The organism is Phaeobacter sp. SYSU ZJ3003, from assembly GCF_041300735.1.
Lineage (GTDB): Bacteria > Pseudomonadota > Alphaproteobacteria > Rhodobacterales > Rhodobacteraceae > Phycobacter > Phycobacter gallaeciensis_A.
Genome location: NZ_PXNU01000022.1, coordinates 67,199 through 90,751 on the forward strand (window position 1 = coordinate 67,199; position 23,553 = coordinate 90,751).

At 60.6% G+C, this 23,553-nt stretch carries 21 protein-coding genes and 1 pseudogene; 12 read left to right on the forward strand and 10 right to left on the reverse strand.

All coding sequences use genetic code 11. From position 1 onward, the window contains the following. Nucleotides 1-11 precede the first annotated feature (11 nt). Nucleotides 12-530, reverse strand: coding sequence for a PaaI family thioesterase (locus C6W91_RS09830; RefSeq protein WP_065273350.1), 519 nt, complete (start codon nt 528-530; stop codon nt 12-14). Next, the gene (locus C6W91_RS09835) at nt 527-949 is read right to left on the reverse strand and encodes a PaaI family thioesterase (RefSeq protein ID WP_065273823.1); all 423 of its coding nucleotides are present in this window, start codon (nt 947-949) and stop codon (nt 527-529) included. The genes C6W91_RS09830 and C6W91_RS09835 overlap by 4 nt, the downstream gene beginning before the upstream one ends. A gap of 173 nt (nt 950-1,122) precedes the next feature. Here C6W91_RS09835 and C6W91_RS09840 point away from each other — a divergent pair, with 173 nt between their 5' ends. The 9 genes from C6W91_RS09840 to C6W91_RS09880 all read left to right on the forward strand — a co-directional run bounded on the left by C6W91_RS09840 (nt 1,123) and on the right by C6W91_RS09880 (nt 10,159). After that, entirely contained in the window at nt 1,123-1,491 is a 369-nt protein-coding gene (locus tag C6W91_RS09840) for a MerR family DNA-binding transcriptional regulator (protein ID WP_065273349.1), read from the forward strand. 351 nt (nt 1,492-1,842) lie between these two features. Beyond that, nucleotides 1,843-2,244 carry a MerR family DNA-binding transcriptional regulator gene (locus C6W91_RS09845; protein WP_065273348.1) on the forward strand — a complete coding sequence of 134 codons (402 nt, stop codon included), beginning with the start codon at nt 1,843-1,845 and terminating at the stop codon, nt 2,242-2,244. Between the two features lie 78 nt (nt 2,245-2,322). Beyond that, nucleotides 2,323-4,104: an acyl-CoA dehydrogenase C-terminal domain-containing protein gene (locus C6W91_RS09850; RefSeq protein ID WP_274867583.1), complete on the forward strand. Its 1,782-nt coding sequence runs from the start codon at nt 2,323-2,325 to the stop codon at nt 4,102-4,104. An 84-nt stretch (nt 4,105-4,188) separates the two neighbouring features. Continuing rightward, nucleotides 4,189-4,401 (forward strand): hypothetical protein, encoded by a 213-nt coding sequence (locus C6W91_RS09855; RefSeq protein ID WP_274827894.1) that lies wholly within the window; start codon nt 4,189-4,191, stop codon nt 4,399-4,401. Nucleotides 4,402-4,436: 35 nt separating this feature from the next. Then, a complete protein-coding gene (locus C6W91_RS09860) occupies nt 4,437-5,588 on the forward strand; it encodes an acyl-CoA dehydrogenase family protein (RefSeq protein WP_274867584.1) in 1,152 nt (383 codons plus the stop codon). A 30-nt stretch (nt 5,589-5,618) separates the two neighbouring features. Then, entirely contained in the window at nt 5,619-6,251 is a 633-nt protein-coding gene (locus tag C6W91_RS09865) for a glutathione S-transferase family protein (protein ID WP_065273344.1), read from the forward strand. Between the two features lie 10 nt (nt 6,252-6,261). Further along, nucleotides 6,262-7,473, forward strand: a complete 1,212-nt coding sequence (locus C6W91_RS09870) for an acetyl-CoA C-acetyltransferase (protein ID WP_274827891.1) — start codon at nt 6,262-6,264, stop codon at nt 7,471-7,473. After that, a complete protein-coding gene (locus C6W91_RS09875; protein ID WP_274833835.1) occupies nt 7,473-7,958 on the forward strand; it encodes a cupin domain-containing protein in 486 nt (161 codons plus the stop codon). The genes C6W91_RS09870 and C6W91_RS09875 overlap by 1 nt, the downstream gene beginning before the upstream one ends. Beyond that, nucleotides 7,955-10,159 (forward strand): 3-hydroxyacyl-CoA dehydrogenase NAD-binding domain-containing protein, encoded by a 2,205-nt coding sequence (locus C6W91_RS09880; protein ID WP_274867585.1) that lies wholly within the window; start codon nt 7,955-7,957, stop codon nt 10,157-10,159. Before C6W91_RS09875 ends, C6W91_RS09880 begins: the two co-directional genes overlap by 4 nt. Nucleotides 10,160-10,284: 125 nt before the next feature. On the opposite strand, the gene C6W91_RS09885 is transcribed toward C6W91_RS09880, so the two are convergent. From C6W91_RS09885 to C6W91_RS09895, 3 genes are all read right to left on the reverse strand, one after another. Beyond that, the gene (locus tag C6W91_RS09885) at nt 10,285-10,968 is read right to left on the reverse strand and encodes a Hint domain-containing protein (RefSeq protein WP_274867586.1); all 684 of its coding nucleotides are present in this window, start codon (nt 10,966-10,968) and stop codon (nt 10,285-10,287) included. A 109-nt stretch (nt 10,969-11,077) separates the two neighbouring features. After that, the gene (locus C6W91_RS09890; protein ID WP_274832076.1) at nt 11,078-11,728 is read right to left on the reverse strand and encodes a sulfotransferase family 2 domain-containing protein; all 651 of its coding nucleotides are present in this window, start codon (nt 11,726-11,728) and stop codon (nt 11,078-11,080) included. Nucleotides 11,729-11,780: 52 nt separating this feature from the next. Further along, nucleotides 11,781-12,704 carry a DMT family transporter gene (locus tag C6W91_RS09895; protein WP_274867587.1) on the reverse strand — a complete coding sequence of 308 codons (924 nt, stop codon included), beginning with the start codon at nt 12,702-12,704 and terminating at the stop codon, nt 11,781-11,783. A gap of 77 nt (nt 12,705-12,781) precedes the next feature. Here C6W91_RS09895 and C6W91_RS09900 point away from each other — a divergent pair, with 77 nt between their 5' ends. From C6W91_RS09900 to C6W91_RS09910, 3 genes are all read left to right on the forward strand, one after another. Continuing rightward, the gene (locus tag C6W91_RS09900) at nt 12,782-14,410 is read left to right on the forward strand and encodes an AMP-binding protein (RefSeq protein ID WP_274867641.1); all 1,629 of its coding nucleotides are present in this window, start codon (nt 12,782-12,784) and stop codon (nt 14,408-14,410) included. 110 nt (nt 14,411-14,520) lie between these two features. Beyond that, nucleotides 14,521-14,712: a DUF2892 domain-containing protein gene (locus C6W91_RS09905; RefSeq protein WP_065273337.1), complete on the forward strand. Its 192-nt coding sequence runs from the start codon at nt 14,521-14,523 to the stop codon at nt 14,710-14,712. 124 nt (nt 14,713-14,836) lie between these two features. Continuing rightward, nucleotides 14,837-15,847, forward strand: coding sequence for a hypothetical protein (locus tag C6W91_RS09910; protein ID WP_065273336.1), 1,011 nt, complete (start codon nt 14,837-14,839; stop codon nt 15,845-15,847). A 72-nt stretch (nt 15,848-15,919) separates the two neighbouring features. Here C6W91_RS09910 and C6W91_RS09915 read toward each other — a convergent pair whose 3' ends face one another. The 5 genes and pseudogenes from C6W91_RS09915 to gcvT all read right to left on the reverse strand — a co-directional run bounded on the left by C6W91_RS09915 (nt 15,920) and on the right by gcvT (nt 23,552). Then, on the reverse strand, nt 15,920-17,698 hold the full coding sequence (locus tag C6W91_RS09915; protein ID WP_274867588.1) for a methyl-accepting chemotaxis protein: 1,779 nt from the start codon (nt 17,696-17,698) through the stop codon (nt 15,920-15,922). 255 nt (nt 17,699-17,953) lie between these two features. Further along, entirely contained in the window at nt 17,954-18,730 is a 777-nt protein-coding gene (locus tag C6W91_RS09920) for a transporter substrate-binding domain-containing protein (RefSeq protein ID WP_274827884.1), read from the reverse strand. Between the two features lie 324 nt (nt 18,731-19,054). After that, entirely contained in the window at nt 19,055-21,904 is a 2,850-nt protein-coding gene (gcvP, locus tag C6W91_RS09925) for an aminomethyl-transferring glycine dehydrogenase (RefSeq protein ID WP_274867589.1), read from the reverse strand. Nucleotides 21,905-22,014: 110 nt separating this feature from the next. Beyond that, the gene (gcvH, locus tag C6W91_RS09930) at nt 22,015-22,374 is read right to left on the reverse strand and encodes a glycine cleavage system protein GcvH (RefSeq protein ID WP_065273332.1); all 360 of its coding nucleotides are present in this window, start codon (nt 22,372-22,374) and stop codon (nt 22,015-22,017) included. Nucleotides 22,375-22,414: 40 nt separating this feature from the next. Further along, nucleotides 22,415-23,552 (reverse strand): annotated as a pseudogene (gene gcvT, locus C6W91_RS09935) (glycine cleavage system aminomethyltransferase GcvT). Nucleotide 23,553 lies beyond the last annotated feature (1 nt).

Here is a 23,553-nt window from a genome sequence, read left to right on the forward strand (position 1 = left end):
CGACACCCGGTTCAATCCTTTTTCACGGGATCCTGCGGGATCAGGAAATGGCCGGTGGCCTGCGCGAACAGCCGGTCCTTGTGATCCTGCCAGGCCTCGACATGGACCGAGGCATAGCGGCGCCCGGCCCGGTTCACCGTGGCCCGCGCATAGGCATCACGCGGCAGGCCAGATCGCAGGTAATCAACAGTGAAATCGATCGTCTTGGGCTGGCGCGGCAGTTTGCCTGCCGTCAGCTCATTCGGGTCCAGCTCACCGGATTCGATTTTCGGCCACAAATGCGCCCAGTTCAGTGTGACCACTGAGGTGACCTCAAGGAAAGCCGCCGTGACGCCGCCATGGATAGCAGGCAGGAACGGATTGCCGATCAGCTTCTCATCGAAGTTGAGGATCGCCGTCAGCTCATCCCCGCGCCGGTCAAAGGTAATCCCCAGAAAACGGATATAAGGCACGGCCTCGACAAGGGCGGCAAGGGCCGCATCGCGGCGCTGCTTGACCACCTGAACGGGTTCGGGTCGGGAACGGTTCAAAACCCTTTCTCCACTGTGAAGGCACCCGAAGCCGTAGCCACGGGGCGGTCGCTGTCGTCATCCATCGCAACCGCGCGGACAAAGGCGACGTTGCGGGTGATGTGATGGCAGGTGGCCCGAGTGACAATGGTCTGCCCCGGGGTCGCTGCCCGCATGTAATCGATACGCAGATCAATGGTTGCGGTGCCGCCGGGCGCCGAGGGATGGCTCATCACTGCCGCACCGCAGCAGGTGTCCATCACGGCCGAAACCGCGCCGCCATGAATAACGCCCGTTTCTGGATCACCGATCAGTTTTTCATCATAAGCCATGGTGATCTCGGCCATGCCATCGCCGATTTCGGTCAGCACCATGCCCAATTCACGGGCGTGGGGGATGGCTTCGATGAACTGGCGCGCCAGCTGGGTCTTATCCGCCATAGGGGCGTTCCCTTTGATCTGTTTGGTCTTTGTATGCGCAACCTTGGCCCTGCCCGCCCCAAAGCGCAACCCCGTGATCACAGCGCTCCGTGACGTCGGATGAAGTTGCCTGCTGCGGGTGCTTGCACTGTTTGCCGCAGTTGCATAGGTTCGCGGCCAAGGGGAGAAAGTGGATGACCGAAGCCAGATTGTCATTCAAGGAAATGTGCGCTGCGTTCGACGTGACACCGCGTACATTGCGCTATTACGAGTACATCGAGCTGCTGCAGCCCGATCGCGAAGGGCGGTCGCGGTTCTACGGCCCGCGCGAAAAGGCGCGGATGAAGCTGATCCTGCGCGGACGCCGGTTCGGCTTTCAGCTTGAAGAGATCAGGCAATGGCTGCTGATCCGCGAAAACGAAGGCGATCAGGCACAAATGCAGGCTTTTGTGGAGATGGCGGACCGGCAGATGATCGAGCTGCAAAAGCAGCGCGAACAGCTGGATGAGGCCATGGAAGAGCTGAGCGCCCTGCGCGTCACCACCTTGGCGCTGGCAAAGTAAAACTCAAATACCCGTTTCGGCGGCTCTGGGACCACCGGCTTCACATGCATAACTGTGGAGCGCCGTTGGGCTGTCCGCTCTGCATGTCCTACGCGCGGAACAGGATTCGCTGCGCCGCCGCATCGAATCCCTCAAAACCGACCTGAATCCCGCCTTTACCCCTGCCCCGGATCCGCATTTCGTCGGATTTTTCGGGCGTCCCGCGGTCCGACGCCGCGTCACAAATGGCTCTCTCCACGTCACCCACGCATGTGACGCAGCGTACAGCTTACGTAAACGTCAAGAAGATGTTGTAAAACACGCCTCAGCTGTTCAATTTTAGGCTGCACCCAGCAGTCAAGAGTGACGACGATGACCGAAGAGACAAAATCCATCCGTCAGATGTGCGATGAGTTCGACGTGACTCCGCGCACCCTGCGGTTTTACGAAGCCAAGGAACTGTTGTTCCCGATCCGCGACGGCCAGAAACGCCTGTTCACCAAACGGGACGGCGCACGCCTGAAACTGATCCTGCGCGGAAAACGGTTTGGCTTCAGCCTTGAGGAAATCCGCCAGCTTCTGGACCTTTATCACATCGGGGACCAGCAGCTGACGCAGCTGTCGCGCACCTATGATGTTGCCTGCGAACGGCTCGCCGATATGGAACGCCAGCGGGACGAGTTGAACGAAGCGATCGAAGATCTGCAACAGCAGCTGAAATGGGGCGAAAGTGTCATCGCCTCGATGAAATCCGAACAGGAGGCTGCCGAATAACCGGTTGCCCCGCCCCGGCCTTCCGCCCTTCGGGAGGTCACGCCAGACAAACACTGAAGAAATTCAACGAGGACCGCGATGCCCGTTTACAATGCTCCCACCAAGGACACCCAGTTCATCCTGCACGATGTCTTGAAAGTCTCCGAGGCCGCCACGCCGGGATATAGCGAGTTGGAACGCGATTTCACCGGCGCCATTCTGGAAGAGGCTGGTAAGATCAGCTCCGAGGTTCTGCACCCGCTGAACGTGGTGGGTGATACCGAAGGCTGCCGCCTGGAAAACGGGATTGTCTACACCCCAACCGGCTTCAAGGACGCCTTTGAGCAGGTCAAGGAAGGCGGCTGGACCGGTCTGGATATGCCGGAACAATACGGCGGCCAGAACATGCCTTATGTGCTGGGCACCGCGGTGGGTGAGCTGTTCTCCTCGGCCAACCAGGCATTTGTGATGTATCAGGGCCTCACCCATGGCGCCGCCTCGGCGATCCTGGCGCATGGGACCGACGCGCAGAAAGACACCTACCTGCCCAAGATGGTGTCCTGCGAATGGACCGGCACCATGAACCTGACCGAACCGCATTGCGGCACCGATCTGGGTCTGATGCGCACCAAGGCAGAACCGCAGGCAGATGGCACCTACAAGGTGTCAGGCCAGAAGATCTTTATCTCGGCTGGCGATCACGACATGTCCGATAACGTGATCCATTTGGTTCTGGCCAAGATCCCCGGCGGCCCCGAGGGTATCAAGGGCGTCAGCCTGTTCATCGTCCCGAAATTCATCGTCAACGAAGACGGCTCGGTCGGCGAACGCAATGGCGTCTCGGTGGGCAACATCGAAAAGAAGATGGGCATCCACGGCAACTCGACCTGTGTGATGAACTATGACGAGGCGACCGGCTACCTCCTTGGCACCGAGCACAAGGGCATGCGCGCCATGTTCACCATGATGAACGAAGCCCGTCTGGGTGTCGGCATGCAGGGCGTTGCCCAGGCCGAGGCTGCCTACCAGAACGCTGTTGAATACGCCAAGGACCGCCTCCAGGGCCGTGACGTGACCGGCGTCAAGAACCCCGATGGCCCGGCCGATCCGCTGATCGTACACCCGGACATCCGCCGCAGCCTGATGGATCAGAAAAGCTTTGTCGAAGGGGGCCGTGCCTTCCTTCTGTGGGGCGCAACCATGATCGACAAGGCGCACCGCGACGGTGACAAGGACGCCGACGGTCTGGTCTCGCTCTTGACCCCGGTGATCAAGGGCTTCCTGACCGACGAAGGCTACGACATGACCGTGAAGGCCCAGCAGGTCTATGGCGGCCACGGCTATATCGAAGAACACGGGATGAGCCAGTACACCCGCGACGCCCGTATCGCGCAGATCTACGAAGGGGCAAACGGCGTTCAGGCGCTGGATCTGGTGGGCCGCAAGCTGGCGCAGGACGGTGGCAAGCACGTCATGGCCTTCTTTGAGCTGGTGAAAAATTTCTGCAAGGAAAACGCTGGTATCTCCGAGGATTACGCCAAGGACTTCATTGAGCCCCTGAAGGCCGCCTCCAAGGATCTTCAGGCCGCGGGCATGTATTTCATGCAGAACGGCATGAAGAACCCCAACAACGCGCTCTCTGGCTCTTATGACTTCATGCACATGTTCGGTCATGTCTGCCTTGGCCTGATGTGGGCGCAGATGGCAAAGGCGGCGCATGAGGCGCTGGAGGCCGGAACCTCTGACGCGGCGTTCTACGAGACAAAGCTGACCACCGGCCGTTACTACATGGCACGGCGCCTGCCCGCCACGCAGCTGCACCTTGTGCGCATCCAGAGCGGTGCGGATACGGTGATGGCGCTGGACGCGGCAAGCTTCTGATCCTTTGCCGGGGCGTTCCAACCGGGACGCCCTGCTTTGCCTTCCCTTCCGGCCCGGTGCCCAGACCAAAAGGACCACCGAACCATGCCCAAACGGTTCCGCCTGACCCGCCGCTTTCCGGTTGCCATGACCGAGGATGGTTATCGCAGGCTGAAACGTTTTGCCCATGAGGCCGGGTTGGACGAAGGCGAGGCGCTGTCATTCCTTTTTGAGAATTTCGACAGCGTCACCGACAGCGAAAACCTGACCCACCGGCTGCGTCTGTTCAACAGCGCGCTGGAGGACAGAAAACGATAGGCACGCCGCAACGACGCGTGCTGAAAGGGAGAGACATGAGCACCGAGACCCGTTCCGCCTGGATGACAGACGAGCATCAGATGCTGGCCGACATGACGGCGCAGTTCATCACCAACGAATGGATGCCCAAATACGAAAAATGGCGCAAACAGGGGATGATGGACCGCGAGACGTGGAACCAGGCCGGTGAATTGGGGCTTCTCTGCCCCTCGATCCCCGAGGAATACGGCGGCGCGGGCGGTGATTTCGGGCACGAGGCCGCGATCCTGATCGAAGGCAGCCGCGCCAATCTGGCGAGCTGGGGCCATGGCATCCATTCCGGCATCGTTGCGCATTACATCCTTGAGTACGGCACAGAAGAGCAGAAGAAACGCTGGCTCCCCAAGATGGTCTCGGGGGAACTGGTCGGCGCGCTGGCGATGACCGAACCCTCGACCGGATCTGACGTGCAGCGGATCAAGACCAAGGCGATCCGCGATGGCAACGCCTACCGTCTGTCCGGGCAGAAAACCTTCATCACCAATGGTCAGCACGCCAACCTAATTCTTGTTGCCGCCAAGACCGATCCGGCGCAGGGCTCCAAGGGCGTGTCGCTGGTGGCGCTTGAAACCGACGGTGCCGAGGGCTTCCAGCGTGGGCGCAACCTCGACAAGGTGGGCCTGCATGCTGCCGATACCTCCGAGCTGTTCTTCGACAACGTCGAAATCCCGCCGGAAAACATCCTTGGCCAGGAAGAGGGCAAGGGCTTCTATCAGATGATGCAGCAACTGCCGCAGGAACGTCTGATCATCGCCTGCGGCGCCGTCGGCGCCATGGAAGGCGCGGTCGAGCGCACCATCGCCTATTGCAAGGAACGCGAGGCCTTTGGCGGCCCGCTGACCCAATTCCAGAACACCCGTTTCAAACTGGTGGAATGCCTGACCAAAACCAAAGTGGCGCGCGCCTTCCTGGATGAATGCATGGCCGAGCATCTGGAAGGCAAGCTGACCGTCGAAAAGGCGGCGATGGCGAAATACTGGACCACCGACACGCAAGGCGAAGTGCTGGATGAATGCGTCCAGATGCACGGCGGTTATGGCTTCATGCAGGAATATGCCGTCGCGGAAATGTGGGCTGACGCCCGGGTGCAGCGCATCTACGGTGGCACCAATGAAATCATGAAAGAACTGATTTCGCGCAGCCTTTGATCTGCTGAACTCCCTGGGAGGATTTGAAAGATGACCATCAAACTGCACTGTTTCGGAGAAAGCGGTAACGCCTATAAGGCCGCCTTGGCGCTTGAGCTGTCGGGCCTTGAGTGGGAGCCTGTCTTTGTTGATTTCTTTGCCGGGGTGAACCGCACGCCGGAATTCCGGGAAATGAACGTGATGGGCGAAGCACCGGTGCTGGAAGACGGCGACATGCGCCTGACCCAGTCAGGCGCCATCCAGCAGTATATCACCGACAAAACGGGAAAATTCGGCGGCGCGCCGGAGGACAAATACGAGGTGCTGCGCTGGGTTCTGTGGGATAACCACAAACTCTCCAGCCAGGCGGGCATGACCCGGTTCCTGATGAACTTCCTGCCCGAAGACAAACGCCCCGACCAGGTGATCGGCTTCATGCAGGGACGGCTCAAGGCCGCCTATGCAACGCTGAACGCCCATCTGGACGGACGTGACTGGATCGTTGGCGATGGGATCACCAATGCTGACCTTTCCTGCTGCGGCTACCTTTATTATCCCGAACCCTTCGGCTTTGACCGCGCCGAATGGCCCCATATCGACGCCTGGCTGACCCGTCTCAGCGAAACGCCCGGCTGGAAACACCCCTATGATCTGATGCCCGGCAACCCGTCGGACCGAGCTTGAGGAGATACTTATGACCGAAGCTTATATCTATGACGCGATCCGCACCCCGCGCGGAAAGGGCCGCAAGGACGGCTCCCTGCACGAGGTGACCTCGGTGCGCCTGTCCGCGCTGACACTGAACGCCCTGAAGGCGCGCAACAACCTGGATGGTCACGCCGTCGAGGACGTGATCTGGGGCAACGTCACCCAGGTGATGGAACAGGGCGGCTGCCTTGCACGCACCGCGGTTCTGGCCTCGGATCTGGACGAAAGCATTCCGGGCCTCGCCATCAACCGTTTCTGCGCCTCGGGCATGGAGGCCGTGAACCTGGCCTCCAACCAGGTGAAGGGCGGCGCAGGCAAGGCCTATATCGCTGGCGGCGTTGAGATGATGGGCCGCGTTGCCATGGGCAGCGATGGCGCGGCCATCGCCGTGGATCCCTCGGTTGCGATGGAAACCTATTTCGTCCCGCAAGGCATCTCGGCCGATATCATCGCCACAGAATACGGCTTTTCGCGTGAGCAGGCCGATGCGCTGGCCGTTGAATCGCAGCGCCGCGCCAAGGAAGCCTGGGACGATGGCCGTTTCGACAAGTCGGTGATCGCCGTCACCGATCAGAACGGTCTGACCATTCTGGACCGCGACGAATACATGCGCCCCCAGACCGACATGCAGAGCCTTGGTGCGTTGAACCCTTCGTTCCAGATGATGGGTGAACAGATGCCCGGCTTTGATGCTGTGGCAAAGCTGAAGTACCCGCACCTGGAGCGGATCAACCATATCCACCACGCGGGCAACTCCTCTGGCATCGTCGATGGCGCTGCCGCCGTTCTGATCGGCAACAAGGAGTTCGGCGAGGAATACGGCCTGAAACCCCGCGCCCGCATCAAGGCGACGACCAAGATCGGCACCGATCCCACCATCATGCTGACCGGCCCCGTGCCCGCAACGCAGAAGATCCTTGCCGACAACGGCATGGCAATCGGCGACATCGACCTGTTCGAAGTGAACGAAGCCTTCGCCTCGGTCGTGCTGCGCTTCCAGCAGGCGTTTGACGTGGACCCTGCCATCGTGAACCCCAACGGCGGCTCCATCGCCATGGGCCACCCGCTGGGCGCCACCGGCGCGATGATCATCGGCACGCTGCTGGACGAGTTGGAGCGCACCGACAAGGAAGTTGGTCTCGCGACGCTCTGCATCGCATCCGGCATGGGTGCCGCCACCATCATCGAGCGCGTCTGATGCCCAAGCTGAACCTGGCCGATATCCCCTGGCGGACCGGCTCCGCCTACCCCGGCAAGCTGGCAGAGGCGGTCGCAGGTCGCTCCAGCCAGCGCTTGGGCGATGCGGGTGGCCTCACGCAGTTTGGCGTGAACCTTGTTCAGCTGGAACCGGGTGGCCTGTCGTCCTTGCGCCACTACCACATGGAGCAGGACGAATTCCTGATGGTCACATCCGGCGTCTGCACCCTGATCGATGATCACGGGGAAACCGAGCTGCACCCCGGCGACTGCGCCACTTTTCCTGCAGGAGATGCCAACGGCCATCACCTGAAAAACAACACCGACGCGCCGGCCACCTTCCTGGTGGTGGGCACGCGCACCGAAACAGAGACCGCTTATTACAGCGACATAGACATGATGGTGAAGGACGACGCCAATGGCTTCAACTTCACCCGCAAGGACGGCAGCCCGATGACGGCTGACCAGATCGGAGACGAAACATGACTGAGTTTACGCTTTCCAAGGACGCCGACGGCGTCGCAACCATCACCTGGGACGTGCCGGGCAAGACCATGAACGTGATGTCCTTTGACGGGCTCATGGAACTGGAAGCCGCCATCGACGACGCATTGGCCGACGACGCGGTCAAAGGCATCGTGATCACCTCGGGCAAGGAAGGTTCCTTTGCCGGCGGCATGGACCTGAACCTGCTGGCGGTGATGAAGGAAGAAGCCGGAGACGATCCCGCACGCGGCGTCTTTGACGGCATCATGAAAATGCATGCCCTACTGCGCAAGATCGAGCTGGCAGGCATGGACCCCAAGACCAAGAAGGGCGGCAAGCCGATTGCCACCGCCCTGCCCGGCACCGCCGCGGGCATCGGCATGGAGCTGCCGCTGTCCACGCACCGCGTCTTTGCCGCGGAAAACCCCAAGGCGAAATATGGTCTTCCGGAAATCCTGATCGGTATCTTCCCCGGCGCCGGCGGCACCACCCGCATGGTACGCAAGGTGGGCGCCATCGCAGCCGCACCGCTGCTGCTCGAAGGCAAGATGCTGGACGCGAAAAAGGCCAAGAGTGCCGGTTATATCGATGAGATCGCAGCCGATCCCGTCGCCGCCGCGAAAGAATGGGTGCTGAATGCCAAACCCGCAGACCTTGTTAAACCCTGGGATGCCAAGGGCTACAAGATGCCCGGCGGCGCGCCCTATCACCCGGCTGGTTTTATGAACTTCGTTGGCGCTTCGGCGATGATCAACGGCAAGACGCAAGGCGCCTTCCCGGCGGCCAAGGCGCTGCTCTCGGCGGTCTATGAAGGCGCGCTCGTCGATTTCGACACGGCATTGAAGATCGAGGCCCGCTGGTTCACCTCCGTGATCATGAACCCCTCCTCGGGCGCGATGATCCGTTCGCTGTTCCTCAACAAGGAAGCCCTGGAAAAAGGTGCCGTGCGGCCCAAGGACGTGCCCGATCAGCGCGTCAAGAAACTCGGCGTTCTGGGTGCGGGCATGATGGGCGCGGGCATTGCGCTGGTTTCGGCGCAGGCCGGTATGGAAGTGGTTCTGGTGGACCGCGATCAGGCCGCAGCCGACAAGGGCAAGGCCTATACCGAAGCCTATCTCGACAAGGGCATCAAGCGCGGCAAGGTCACTGCCGAGAAGAAAGAGGCGATGCTGGGCCTGATCAATGCAACGCCGGATCTGGACGCGTTGAAGGGCTGCGATCTGATCATCGAAGCGGTATTCGAAGATCCAGCCGTCAAGGCCGAGATGACCCAGAAGGTCGAGGCGGTCATCCCCGAGGATTGTATCTTTGCCTCCAACACCTCGACCCTGCCGATCACCGATCTGGCCAAGGCGTCGAGCCGTCCTGAGCAGTTCATCGGCATCCACTTCTTCTCTCCGGTTGAGAAGATGCTGCTGGTTGAGATCATCAAGGGCAAGGAAACCGGTGATCGCGCGGTGGCCAAGGCGCTCGACTATGTGCGCCAGATCCGCAAGACCCCGATCGTGGTGAATGATGCGCGTTTCTTCTACGCCAACCGCTGCATCATTCCCTATATCAACGAAGGTCTGCGTATGATCACCGAGGGCGTGTCGCCCGTGCTGATCGACAATGCAGCGCGTCAGCTGGGCTTCCCGGTGGGTCCGATCCAGCTCAACGACGAGACCTCGATCGACCTGGGTGCCAAGATCGCCCGCGCAACCAAGGCTGCCATGGGCGACGCCTATCCCGACAGCCCGGCGGATGATCTGATCTTCTGGATGGAAGGTCTGGGTCGTCTGGGCCGCAAATCCAATGCCGGCTTCTTCGACTATGACGAAAAGGGCAAGCGGGTCGAATACTGGAAAGGCATGCAGGAGAAATACCCGCTGGCCGAAGACCAGCCCGATCTGATCGAAGTGCAGGAACGCCTGATGTTTGCGCAGGTGCTGGAAGCCGTGCGCGCGCTGGAAGAAGGCGTTCTGATGGATATTCGCGAAGGCGACGTGGGCGCAATCCTGGCTTGGGGCTTTGCGCCTTGGTCCGGCGGCCCGCTCAGCTGGCTCGACATCATCGGCACGCCCTATGCTGCCGAACGCTGCGATCAGCTGACCGAAGCCTACGGTGAACGATTTACCTGCCCGGCTTTGCTGCGGGAGATGGCGGAGAAGGGTCAGACCTTCTATGGCCGGTTCAATCCGGATGCAGCCGCCGCTGCTTAAGATTGGGCACTCAACAAACGAAATGGCCGACCCCAAACCGGGTCGGCCATTTTTGTTTCTTGGTAAGGCTTTATAGTAAAATATAAGCCCTGACCGGCTCACCCAGTTTTTTATCGGGCGAAACCTCAGATCAGGGACGGAGCTCCCGAAGGGTCAGACGGAGCTCCCGAAGGGTCAATCGTGGGGCCAGCACCAAAACCCCCAAGTTGCTCTGCTGCAGCCATGGCCAGCACAAGATCGCGCGCCTCGGCTGCCGACAGCACATTGTAGAACTCAGGTGCGGCGGCGCCATTCAGCAGATCGCCTTGCATCGGTGCAAAGCCAAGGAAGCCAGCCTCCACATAGATCACCTCGTCCCGGGCAAAGCGGGGGATGATCAACTCCATCCGCTCGCCTGGATGCAGGCGGCGGATACCGCGATAGCCGTCCAGCGCACAGGCGGGAACCACGGCAAAGGGATCGCCATGGGCGTCCTCGACCAGATCACTTTCTATCAGAACGCCCTGATCCGGCATCAGATACATCGGCACGCGGTTGTTCAGCGCGTCCTGCGGCACCAGCAGTGGGCAGAACACCGGATCCACGTCGCCTTCACCCACCAGCACCGTTTCGCGCCGCACTTCGACCAGTGGCTGCATGCCATGATCAAAGGTCAAAAGCTGGTCGCCGACAGTCAACGCCTCGACCGGGCGCCAGCCCAGGTTCGACGCCGCATGGGTTCCGGCCAGAAAACCACCCTGCCCAACCGACACCATCGGCGCCGCGCCCTCGGAAAAAGGGTTGCTGCGTTTCTGGAACCAATCAAGCATCTGCGATCCTTTCCGGCCTTTCGGTCCGGGGTGCCTGTCCCCTGCGCCGTTTAGCCTGTTACATCCGTTTCGCGCGGGCGGTTTTGCCCGTCTTAAACAGAGGTAAAGGTTAAACGTTAAAAGAATATTCAAATTGTTCGATTTCTTCAGCGCAGCTTGCCGCCAGTGCGGCGCGACTTTGAGGATCGTAATATTCCCGCCAATCCCGCGCCCGGACCGAGGCATTGGCCCGCTCTAGGTCCAGCCGAAAGCCGAGATGATCAAACAGCGGCTCAGCATCCTTCTCAAAATACTCGATGCGGATATAGGCCTGACACTGTTCGCTCCCGTCCGCATGGCGCATGTAGGAACGCGGCGGATGCGCACGAAACGCCGAAAGCGTATCGGAATGCAGGATAAATTCGCGGAAATCCAAGGCCTTGGATCGCGTGACTGCGGGATGATCGAACGTCTGGTCCCGCAGCCAGTGGTAATAGCTGACCGCCCGATCAAAGGGATTGCGCACCAGAGTAAAGGCAAAAAGGCCCCTCATCTGGTCCTCCGGCAGCAGCCCTTCGATATCTGCGAGGGTGGAATGTTTCCACAACCTACCCCGCGTCTGCACGTCCTTCAGCCGCCGCCGCCGGTTGCGCGCCTTGGGCGTATCCCCCAGCATCATGTCGTCCTTCATCGCCCGCGCCTCCAGCGCCAACGACAGAGAGGTGCCCCCGGTTTTTGGGATATGAATAAAAACGAAGTTGCGGCCGGGGGACAGGATCATGACCCCAGCCTATGCAGTTGCGGACAAAAAGAAAACGGCGGAGCGCTGCGATTTACGATCCGCGCAGGGCCAGTGTAGCCCCGGCCAGCACAATCAGTCCGATCCCCGCCATCTGCAGCAGATCCAGCGTCTGACCGAACACAAGCCAGGCAAAGGCGGGTCCGACGATGATCACCGAATATTCGAAGACTGCAACATAAGACGCCTCGCCCTGCTGATAGGCCTTGGTGATCAGGAACACCCCGACGACCGAAGCCATCCCCTGTAGCAGCAGCCAATGCGAAATCTCCCACACTGGCCAAACCCAGCCCCGGGTCACAAACCCATCGGCGCCCTCGGCCACTGGCAGTGGCCAGATCGTGAGCCCGCCTAGGGCCACAGCCCCGATCACCGCCTGCACCAGCAGCATGGCAAAGAGCATCGACACCGTGCTTTCGCCCCGGCACATCAGCCCGGTCGCCATAGATCCCAGCGCGTAGAACAGCCCGCCACAGATCGGCAGCAGGATCAGCCAGTCGAAATCGGACAGGTCCGGCTGCAACACGCACAGCACACCGACAAACCCCAGCACCACCGCCCCGATGCGGACCGGGCCAATACGGTGCTTCAGGAACAGCACCGAGATCAGCACGATCAGGATCGGCGAGGTGAAGAGCCCGGCCAGCGCCTGCGCCAGCGGCATCAGCGCGACGGCTGAAAAGTAGAACACCATCGACACCGCCACCAGAAAGCCCCGCAGCGCCACCGGCCCCAGCCGCTGAGGCCGTAGCCCGCCCAGGCCGGCACGCATCATGACCCAGATCAACGGCAGGGTGATGACCGTACGCAACAAGTAGAACTGCCAGATTCCGATCTGCTCCGCCATGAGCGGCACGGCATTGTCACTGATACCGATGATGGCCATGGCGGCCAGCATCGCCTGCGCGGCTGTGGTCTGGCTGCCTGCCACGCCAGGGGGAATGGTCAATTGTTTCATATCTCTTTCAATGAAAGTAACTTTCGGCAATATCTGTCCTCTAAGCGACACGGCGCAGAATCATGGGAGGAAAATTCATGGGCTGGATGCAGGATGAAACGGGACTGGAAAAAAATGCGGCAAACTATGTTCCGCTGACCCCGCTGTCGCATCTGCGTCGGGCCGCGCATGTGTTTTCGGACGTTCCGGCGGTGGTCTATGGCAAGCACCGCAAGACCTATGCCGCCTATTACGACCGCTGCACGCGGCTGGCCTCGGCGCTGGCGGGGATGGGCGTGAAACCGGGCGATGTGGTCGCAACGCTGATCCCCAACCTGCCCGCCCAGGCCGAAGCGCATTTTGGCGTGCCCGCCTGCGGCGCCGTCCTCAACACCATCAACACCCGCCTGGATGTGGACACGGTCGCCTATATCTTTGAGCATGGCGAGGCCAAGGTCGCGCTGGTGGACAGCGAATTCCTGGCCCTCGCCGAAGCGGCCAAGGAGCGGATGGAGGGCGACGGACCGATCCTGATCGAAGTGCCGGACACCGAGGCGGGCTTTACCCCGTCGGGCCGCTATTCCGTTTATGAGGACGTGCTAGGCAATGCAGCGCATGATTTCGACTGGATCATGCCCGAGGACGAATGGGAAAGCCTGGCGCTGAACTATACCTCTGGCACCACGGGACGTCCCAAGGGGGTCGTCTATCATCACCGCGGCGCCTACCTGATGACCATGGGCACGGTGATCTCCTGGCGCATGGTGATGCACCCGGTCTACCTGACCATCGTGCCACTGTTTCACTGCAACGGCTGGAACCACACATGGATGATGCCGGTTCTGGGCGGCACGCTGGTCTGCTGCCGCAACATTACCGCGTCTGCTGTCTATAACGCGATTGCGGATGAAGGCGTCACACATTTCGGCGGCGCGCCCATTGTGCTCAACACCATCGTCAACGCCAAGGAAGAGGACCGCCGCGACTTTGACCACACGGTCGAGGTCTTTACCGCCGGCGCCCCGCCTGCCCCGGCAACGCTGGAGAAAATCGAAAAGCTCGGCTTTCACGTGACGCAGGTCTATGGCCTCACCGAGACCTATGGCCATGTCACCGAATGCCTGTGGAAAGGTGGCAGCTGGGACACGCTGGACCAACAGGGCCGAGCCGCGATCAAGGCGCGTCAGGGCGTTGCCTTCCCGATGATGGACCATATCACCGTCGTGGATGACGACATGCATCAGATCCCGATGAATGCCAAGGATCAGGGCGAAATCGTCATGCGCGGCAATTCGGTGATGAAGGGGTATCTGAAAAACCCCGAGGCCACCGCCGAGAGCTTCAAAGGTGGCTACTTCCATTCGGGCGATATCGCGATCCAGCACCCCGATGGCTATATCCAGATCGCCGACCGTGCCAAGGACATCATCATTTCCGGCGGTGAGAATATCTCCTCGGTCGAGGTAGAGGGCGTGCTGATGGCCCACCCGGATGTCAATCTGGCTGCCGTTGTGGCCAAGCAGGACGACAAATGGGGAGAGGTTCCCTGCGCCTTTGTCGAGCTGAAAGAAGGCGCATCTGTGGATGAGGCCGGGCTGATCGCCTTCTCCCGCGAGACGCTGGCTGGGTTCAAGGCGCCCAAAAAGGTGGTGTTCCAGGAGTTGCCCAAGACATCGACCGGGAAAATCCAGAAATTTGAGCTGCGCAAGATCGCAAACGGTCAATAATATCGGCACCGGCGGGCCTGCCCGTCGGTTGCCTCTTGCATTCACCAAGTCTTATTCTTATTTTTGAATATGAAGGCGCCGCAGGGCGCGCGTATCAGAAAGGATAAGACATGACGATCAACAAAGCGGTTATGGCGCTTGCCGGTTTCATGGTGTTGCTGTCCGTGGTGCTGACGCAATTCGTGTCGCCCAACTGGGTCTGGCTGACGGTCTTTGTCGGCGCCAACCTGTTTCAATCGGCCTTCACCGGCTTTTGCCCGGCGGCGATGATCTTTGCCCGTATGGGTTTGAAACCCGCGTGAGGCACGGCGGTCGCTAAGGCACCCCACTGAGTTGTGAAATCTGCGGCAAAGCGGTTTGCTGCCTTGCCGTGAGGCATGCTATCCTGCGGCAAACAGAACAACCGCAATGATACGGGCAGGCTGAATGACCGCACTCAGGGACTTCGAACGGCTGGAGGCTGCGGGTTTGTGGCGCGCAGCCCCTGATGCGCAGCGCCGGGATGTGATCATCTCGGTTGGGGATGCGACCCTCACCATTACCGACATGAGCGACCGCCCACTGGCGCATTGGTCCTTGGCGGCGGTCGAACGTGCCAACCCCGGCGAATTCCCGGCGATCTTTCATCCCGATGGCGATCCCGGTGAAACGCTGGAGATCGCAGAAGACGAAACCACCATGCTCGAGGCGATCGACAAGGTACGGGCCGCCATTGATAGGCGCCGTCCGCATCCCGGGCGCCTGCGCGCGGCAAGCGTCCTTGCCAGTCTGGTCGTCCTTGCGCTGGTGGTATTTCTATGGCTGCCGAGCGCGCTGCAGAACCACGCCGTCAGCGTTGTGCCCGATATCAAGCGCAAGGCGCTGGGTCAGGCGCTGCTTGGCCGGATTGAGCGAGTTACCGGTCAGGCCTGCAGCACGGCGGACACGGTGCCCATTCTGGAAAAACTCGCGCTGCGCACAGGCGTGCGCCGTCTTGTTGTGTTCCGCTCTGGCCTTGCCACCAGCCTGCACCTGCCGGGTGGTATCGTTCTTTTGAACCGGACGTTTGTCGAGGATCACGAAGACCCTGCCGTGGCAGCAGGAGCCGTTTTGGCCGAACGGGCCCGGGCCGAGGCGCAGGACCCGCTGGCAGAACTGCTGGCATCAGGCGGTGTGCTGGCCTCTTTCCGGCTTCTGACCACGGGACAGCTGAAACGCGAGACACTCGATCACTATGTTGAAACGGTTCTCAGCACACCGCGCCCCGAGGTTGCGGATGAGACGCTGCTGGCCGAATTTGCCCGCACCGCGATCCCGTCCACCCCTTACGCCTATGCGCTAGATATCACCGGAGAGACCACCATCGGGCTGATTGAGGCCGATCCGATGGCAGGCCGGGTTCTGGAACCGGTTCTCAATGACCGCGACTGGGTGCGCCTACAGAACATCTGCAGCTAACCCCAGGAAGACACAAAAACGCCCGGGCCAACGGCCCGGGCGCGACGGATTACCCTGCGCGCAAAAAGCGAGTTAGCCCGCCATGAGCTCCTGACCAAAATCATCGTCATAGCCCTGCCCCGCGAGATCCCAATCACCATGGGCACTGGGCGTTGGAGCCGAAGCGAAAGACGAAGACGAGGGTTTGAACTGCGCAACCAGTTGCGCCAGCTCGGTCGCGGCCTGCTGCAACGACTTGCCCTGCTCACTGGACTTCAGAACCATGCTCGCGTTCTGCTGCGTCACCCTGTCCAGCTCGGTCATGCCCGAGTTGATCTCGGAGATGGTCGAGGCCTGCTCACCGGATGACTCCGCGATCTGGCTGGCCAGGGTCGACACCGACTGGATCTTGGTGATAATCTCGTCCAGAGATTTACCAGCCTCATCAACCAGTTCTACGCCGATCTTGACCTTTTCCGAGCTGCTCTGGATCAGTTCCCGGATCTCATTGGCCGAATTGGCCGATTTCAGCGCAAGGGAGCGCACTTCGGAGGCCACCACGGCAAAACCACGGCCGGCCTCGCCCGCACGCGCCGCCTCAACCCCAGCATTCAGCGCCAGCAGATTGGTCTGGAACGAGATATCGTCGATCACGCTGTTGATCTCCGAAATCTTGCCCGAGGCCTCATTGATCTCCTGCATGGCCACGACGGTCCGCTTCACGATATCGCCGCTGCGCATCGCCTCGCTGGTGGTTTCGGCAATAGTGCCTTCGACCGCTTTGGTCTGTTCGGTGGCGGATTGAACATTGGAGGTGATATTGTCCAGTGCAGCCGCAGTTTCTTCCAGGGTCGCCGCCTGATTTTCGGTGCGGCGGGACAGCTCGTCCGTGCCAACCGCCATCTCACCGATCTGACCTTCAATATCTCCGACCGTGCTCAGCACCCGCCCGATCACGTCATCCAATGCTTCGGCAGTCTGGTTAAAATCGGAGCGCAGCGCGGCATATTCGGCGCTCATTTCCTTGGTAATCCGGTATCCGAGGTTGCCCTTGGACAGGTTGTTCAGACCGTTCGCCAGCTCCTGAACCACATCTGCCTGCTCCTTCGCGGCAGCGCGGGACTGCCCCTCAAGCTCGGCATTGGCGCGCATCGCCTCGACGAATTCGACAACCGCAGCAGCCAGACGCCCCAACTCGTCGCCTCGCGCCTTTTCCGGAACCGCGCTGTCGGTGTCACCATTGCGCAGCGCATCGATACGATCAACGATCCGGTCCAGCGGACGCGTGACCGAGGCCGCGGAGAAATAGACGATCAGGCCAATTGCAAGGCAGATCGCAAGACCGATGACCGCCGACTGCAGATAGAGAGCAGAGACGGTGTCCTGGATCGCGCTGTTGTCAAAACCCATCACCATTTCACCCACAACGGTGCCATCGGTGAGGGAGATCGGAAACTTGACGTAGACCACTTGATTGACCTCGGTGGTCTTCTCTTCCTGCGGATCCGCCAGCAGGGTTTCCACTGCCCCGGTAACTTCCGCGCGCCGGTCCTCGCTCACGAACACCTCGGTAAAGGTCTCACCATCGACCACGACCTGCGCGAACAGAGCGTTTTCCATATCCGCCACGCCCTGGATTACCCCCTGCGCCGCATCACTGTTGAAATCCCAGACCGCCGCAGCGACCGGAGGCCCGACAAACCGTTGCGCCAGCCCGACCTCATCCTCGAAGGCGTCAATCAAGGCGCTGCTGTGCTTGGACGCCCAGAAGACGGTGTAAGCAATGTTCGATACAACAATGCAGGCGAGGATGGGCAGCAGCAGTTTCTTCTTGATGGACATGCCCAAGAAACGTGAAAGCTGGCGTTTCATTATGGTGCTCCGGTTTGGTGACGAACGTGTCAGTGATCTTGAGGCCAGGCTGCATGCAGAGCTGCGTACACCCCCGGCAAGCAGGGTTCCGGGTTCAAAAATTCTTTTTGGAGGCGCCACGCATGGCGCCCCGTTTTCCCGAAGGAGAGGTTTTGCGCCTGCCACACGCAAAGGGGTCGTTCCCCCGCGAAGGCAGATTGCACAGGGTGGCAGGCGCGGGCCGGGTTAGACCAACACGCCTGCTACCACTGCGGATCAGAAGGACATGTAGTTGTCTTCCAGCGCGTCCCGGTATTTGTCGGTCCAGCGGGTGTTGATCTCCTGGATGGTTCCATCTGCTTCCAGCTCACCAAAGCAGCGGTCGAAATCAGCGGCAATCGCCGGATCTCGGAAGCTCATGACATAGGGGCTGGGTTCAAAGATGGCACGGAATTCAAGCGGCTGGCTGGCGTCGACACCAGCGGAAGAACCAGCTTCCTGCAGTTGGCGGCTGAACTCTGCGAAAAGCATGCCATCGCCCAGAATGCCGTCGACCCGCTTGCCATAGAGCAGCTTGCTCTGGGTCTTCTGGTCAGCCATCTCGCGATAGGATTTGAAGCCTGCGGTTGCCCCATCCAGGCCGGGAATGATGTTGCTCGCGCCCTCAAAGGCCACGATGTTCCAGCCATCCAGATCCGACAGCGCATCGGCCTGCTGCTCTGAAGAGGTCAGGAACGAAACACCATTCTGATAGTTGATGTAGGTCTTGGTTTGAGTCCCGGCTGTGGGCATGCCCAGCGGCACGGTGGCCACCGCATCACCAGACCCTTTTTCGAAGGACTGCCAGTGACGGGTAAAAGGCTGCACCTTGAAAACAGCGCTGTGGCCGCAGTGGCCCAGAACCGCCGAGATAATCTCAGCCTCGCGCCCGGTGCCATCCTGATTGATCATCGGAGGCAGATCACCGGCCATGACTGTAATTTCGGCCGCTACTGCGGGATTGGAAAAGACGAGAAGAGACGCAGACACACATGCTGCAATTCCGAACTTCATACTTCGCTCCTAGTATTGAGTACCAAGCCAAAGAAGTCGATTCGTCTTAACGGGTGCTTATCACTCACGCGCCTGTAGGTTGCAAAAAAGGTCATAACTTCGCGAAAAATTGACCTGCACATAAAATGTGCATCAATGTGGAAGCGCCTCGAAAGCGGCGCGAAATATTATTTCCAAGACAAGCCACGCTTTGAACACTTACGTCTCCTTGGCGGGTTAACGTATTCTTGCGCAAACAGAGATAGTCGGCCGCCGAAGGCAAACCGCCAATAGAAAACGGGCCCCAAATGGGGCCCGCTGTCCTTCTTCAATTAAGACCGCGCCTTACTCTGCCGCTTCGGCGTAGTCCTCCAGCGGCGGGCAGGTGCAGATCAGATGGCGGTCGCCATAGACATTGTCGACCCGGTTGACCGGTGGCCAGTATTTGTCGACGCGGAAGGCGCCCGGCGGGAAGCAGCCCTGTTCGCGGCTGTAGGGACGGTCCCAATCCTTGACCAGATCCTCCATCGTGTGCGGCGCGTGTTTCAGCGGGTTGTTCTCCCCGTCGATACGGCCTTCCTCGATATCGCGGATCTCTTCGCGGATCGACAGCATGGCCTCACAGAACCGGTCCAGTTCGGCTTTGGTTTCGGATTCCGTTGGCTCCACCATCAGGGTACCTGCCACCGGCCAGCTCATCGTCGGGGCGTGAAAACCGCTGTCCATCAGACGTTTGGCAACATCGTCCACGGTGACATGAGCACTGTCCGCATAGGGGCGCGTGTCCAGGATACACTCATGCGCGACGCGGCCCGAGGGACCTTTATACAAGACGTCGTAGGCCCCTTCGAGCCGCTTGGCGATGTAGTTGGCGTTGAGGATCGCCACCCGCGTCGCCTGGGTCAGACCGGCGCCCCCCATCATCAGGCAATAGGCCCAGCTGATGGTCAGGATCGAAGCCGACCCGAAGGGCGCACCCGACACCGGACCTTCTTCGCCGCCGGTTTCGGGATGGCCCGGAAGGTGCGAGACCAGGTGCGATTTCACACCAATCGGTCCCATGCCAGGGCCGCCGCCGCCATGCGGGATGGCAAAGGTCTTGTGCAGGTTCAGGTGGCTGACATCGCCGCCCAGATCACCGGGACGGGACAGGCCGACCATGGCGTTCATATTGGCGCCGTCGATATAGACCTGACCACCCAGTTCATGGGTGATCTTGCAGACCTCATGCACGGTTTCCTCGAACACGCCATGGGTCGAAGGATAGGTGATCATGCAGCCTGCAAGATTGTCGCGGTGCTTTTCAGCCTTGGCCCGGAAATCGTCGAGGTCAATATCGCCGTTCTCGGCCGATTTCACCACCACGACCTTCCAGCCGACCATCTGCGCCGAGGCCGGGTTGGTGCCATGCGCCGAGACCGGGATCAGGCAAATGTTGCGGTGCCCCTCGCCGCGCGCCCGGTGATAGGCTGCAATGGTCAGAAGACCGGCGTATTCACCCTGCGCGCCGGAATTGGGCTGCATCGAAATCGCATCATACCCGGTGATCTGGCACAGTTTGTCGGACAGATCCGTCACCATTTCACCATAGCCTTCGGTCTGGTCTGCCGGGGCAAAGGGGTGGATATGGGCGAACTCGGGCCAGCTGAGCGGCATCATCTCGGCTGCAGCATTCAGCTTCATGGTGCAGGAACCCAGCGGGATCATCGCCCGGTCCAGCGCCAGATCGCGATCCGCAAGACGACGCATATAGCGCATCATCTCGGTCTCAGCCCGGTTCATGTGGAAGATCGGATGGGTCAGGTAGTCCGAGGTCCGATGCAGGTTCTCTGGCACCCGGTATTCCGGGGTGAAATCATCATCCTTGCGAACAATCCCAAAGGCGCGCCAGACGGCTTCGATGGTTTCCGGACGGGTGGTTTCATCCAGCGTGATCCCAACCCGGGTTTCACCGACGCGGCGCAGATTGATACCTTCGTCGACCGCGGATTTCAGGACTGCCGCCTGCAACGGGCCCACATCAACGGTAATGGTGTCAAAGAACACCTTGGGATCGACCTTGAAGTTCGCCTCTTCCAGCCCTTTGGCCAGACGCACGGTCTTGCGGTGGATACGCTGTGCAATCGCCTTCAGCCCCTTGGGACCATGGAAGACGCCATACATCGAGGCCATCACAGCCAGCAGCGCCTGCGCGGTACAAACGTTCGAGGTCGCCTTTTCGCGGCGGATGTGCTGTTCGCGGGTCTGCAGCGACAGGCGGTATGCCTTGTTGCCATGGGCATCGACCGAGACGCCGACGATCCGGCCCGGCATCGCGCGCTTGTAGGCGTCCTTGGTCGCCATATAGGCCGCGTGCGGCCCGCCTGCCCCCATCGGCACGCCAAACCGCTGGGTCGAGCCGACAGCGATATCTGCGCCCATGGCACCGGGCTCTTTCAACAGCGTCAGCGCCAGCGGGTCGGCAGTGACCACGGCGATTGCCTTGTGCGCGTGCAGCTTTTCGATATGGGGAGTAAAATCGGTCACGTGACCATAGGTGCCGGGATACTGGAAGATGGCGCCAAACACCTGCTCGGGGTCCATCTTCTCTGGATTGCCGACGATCACCTCGATGCCCAGCGGTTCGGCGCGGGTCTTGATCACGGCGATGTTCTGCGGGTGGCAGTCGCGGTCGACGAAAAACGCCTTGGCCTTGGATTTGGCAACCCGCTGCGCCATGGTCATCGCTTCGGCGGCGGCGGTGGCTTCATCCAGAAGCGAGGCATTCGCAATTTCCAGACCGGTCAGATCGGAAATCATCGTCTGGAAATTCAACAGCGCCTCCAGCCGACCCTGCGAGATTTCCGGCTGATAGGGAGTGTAGGCCGTGTACCAGGCCGGGTTTTCCAGAATGTTGCGCTGGATCGCGGGCGGGGTCACCGTGCCATGATAGCCCTGCCCGATCAGCGAGGTCATCACCTTGTTCTTTTGTGCGACTTCGCGCATGTGGAACAGCAGCTCGCGCTCGGACAGCGGGCGACCAAAATCCAGCGCAGCCTTTTGCCGGATCGACGCCGGAACGGTGTCGTCGATCAGCGCATCCAGACTGTCGGCGCCCACGACGCGCAGCATCTCGTCCATCTCCTCGGGAGACGGGCCGATGTGGCGGCGGTTGGCAAAGTCATACGGCAGGTAGTCCGTCGGTTCAAAAGACATGAGGCACCCCTTCAGGTTCATGTTTCAGGCAAAACCCTATTATTCGGGCAGGCCCGTTCGCACAGCGCAGTGGTTCCCCGCCCCCGGATCTGGCGGCGGGGAATGAGAAATCAGCCGATGAACGCCTTGTAACCGGCTTCGTCCATGTAATCGTCCATCGGAGACAGATCGGACGGTTTGATCTTGAAGAACCAGGCTTCGCCTTCGGGGTCTTCGTTGACCTTACCCGGCTCATCCGCGATGGCTTCGTTGATCTCGACGATCTCGCCGTCCAGCGGCGACAGGATGTCCGAGGCAGCCTTGACGGATTCGATCACCACGATCTCTTCGTCCTTGGTCACTTCGCTGCCGACCTCGGGCAGTTCGACGAACACCACATCGCCCAGCTGTTCAGCCGCATGGGCGGTGATGCCCACGGTGATGATCTCGCCTTCGGCCTGCAGCCACTCGTGTTCTTCGGTATATTTCATGTCCACTTTCCCTTTGAACAAACGCGCCTGTTTTTCTGTTTCAGCGCTTGAAGTTGGCCGCCACGAAAGGCAGCGTTGCAACGGTGACGGGGGCGCGTTTACCGCGCAGCTCGCCATAGATACGGGTGCCAGGCGTGGCCATGTCCGCAGGGACATATCCCATCGCCACCGGGCCGCCCTCGGTGGGGCCAAAGCCGCCAGAGGTGATCTTGCCGATGGGCGCGCCGCCCTCGGCCTCAGCAAACAGCTCCACACCTTCGCGCATCGGCGCGCGGCCTTCGGGTTTCAGGCCCACACGGCGCATGGTCGGCCCCTCTGCCATCTCGGCAAAGACATGCGCGGCGCCCGGAAAACCACCTTCGCGGTCGCCGCCGGGGCGACGCACCTTCTGGATGGCCCAGGTGAGCGAGGCCGCCGCCGGGCGGGTCTCTGCGTCAATGTCATGGCCGTAAAGGCACAGACCGCCTTCAAGGCGCAGGGAGTCCCGCGCGCCAAGGCCAATCGGCTCTACATCAGAGTGCGCCAGCAGGCGGCGGGCAAACGCTTCGGCCTGGTCTGCAGGTACGGAGATCTCATAGCCATCCTCGCCCGTGTAGCCCGAGCGGGAGACCCAGATTTCGACCCCATCTGCATCCAGCGTGGCCACATCCATGAATTTCATGTCCGCGGCGGCAGGCGCAATCGCCGAAAGAACCGCCTCGGCCGTGGGGCCCTGCAGCGCCAGCAGCGCGGTCAATAATGGGGGTAACAGTCACAGCCGGTTCCAGCGCCGCCTTCATGCGGGCGATATCGGCCTCTTTACAGGCAGCATTCACGACCACGAACAGGTGATCACCGCGATTGGCGAACATCAGATCGTCCTCGATGCCGCCCTGATCGTTGGTGAACAGACCATAGCGCTGGCGCCCTTCCTTGAGGCCCAGCACGTCCATCGGTACCAGCGTTTCGAATGCCTCGGCCACCGCCTGATAGCTCTCCCCGGTCAGGATCACCTGCCCCATGTGGCTGACATCAAAAAGGCCCGCCTTGGCGCGGGTGTGCTTGTGCTCGCCCATGATGCCCATGGGATACTGCACCGGCATCAGATACCCGGCAAAAGGCACCATCTTGCCACCCAGCTCTTCATGCAGGGCAAACAAAGGCGTCTTTTTCAAATCAGACGTGGTTTCATCAGACATG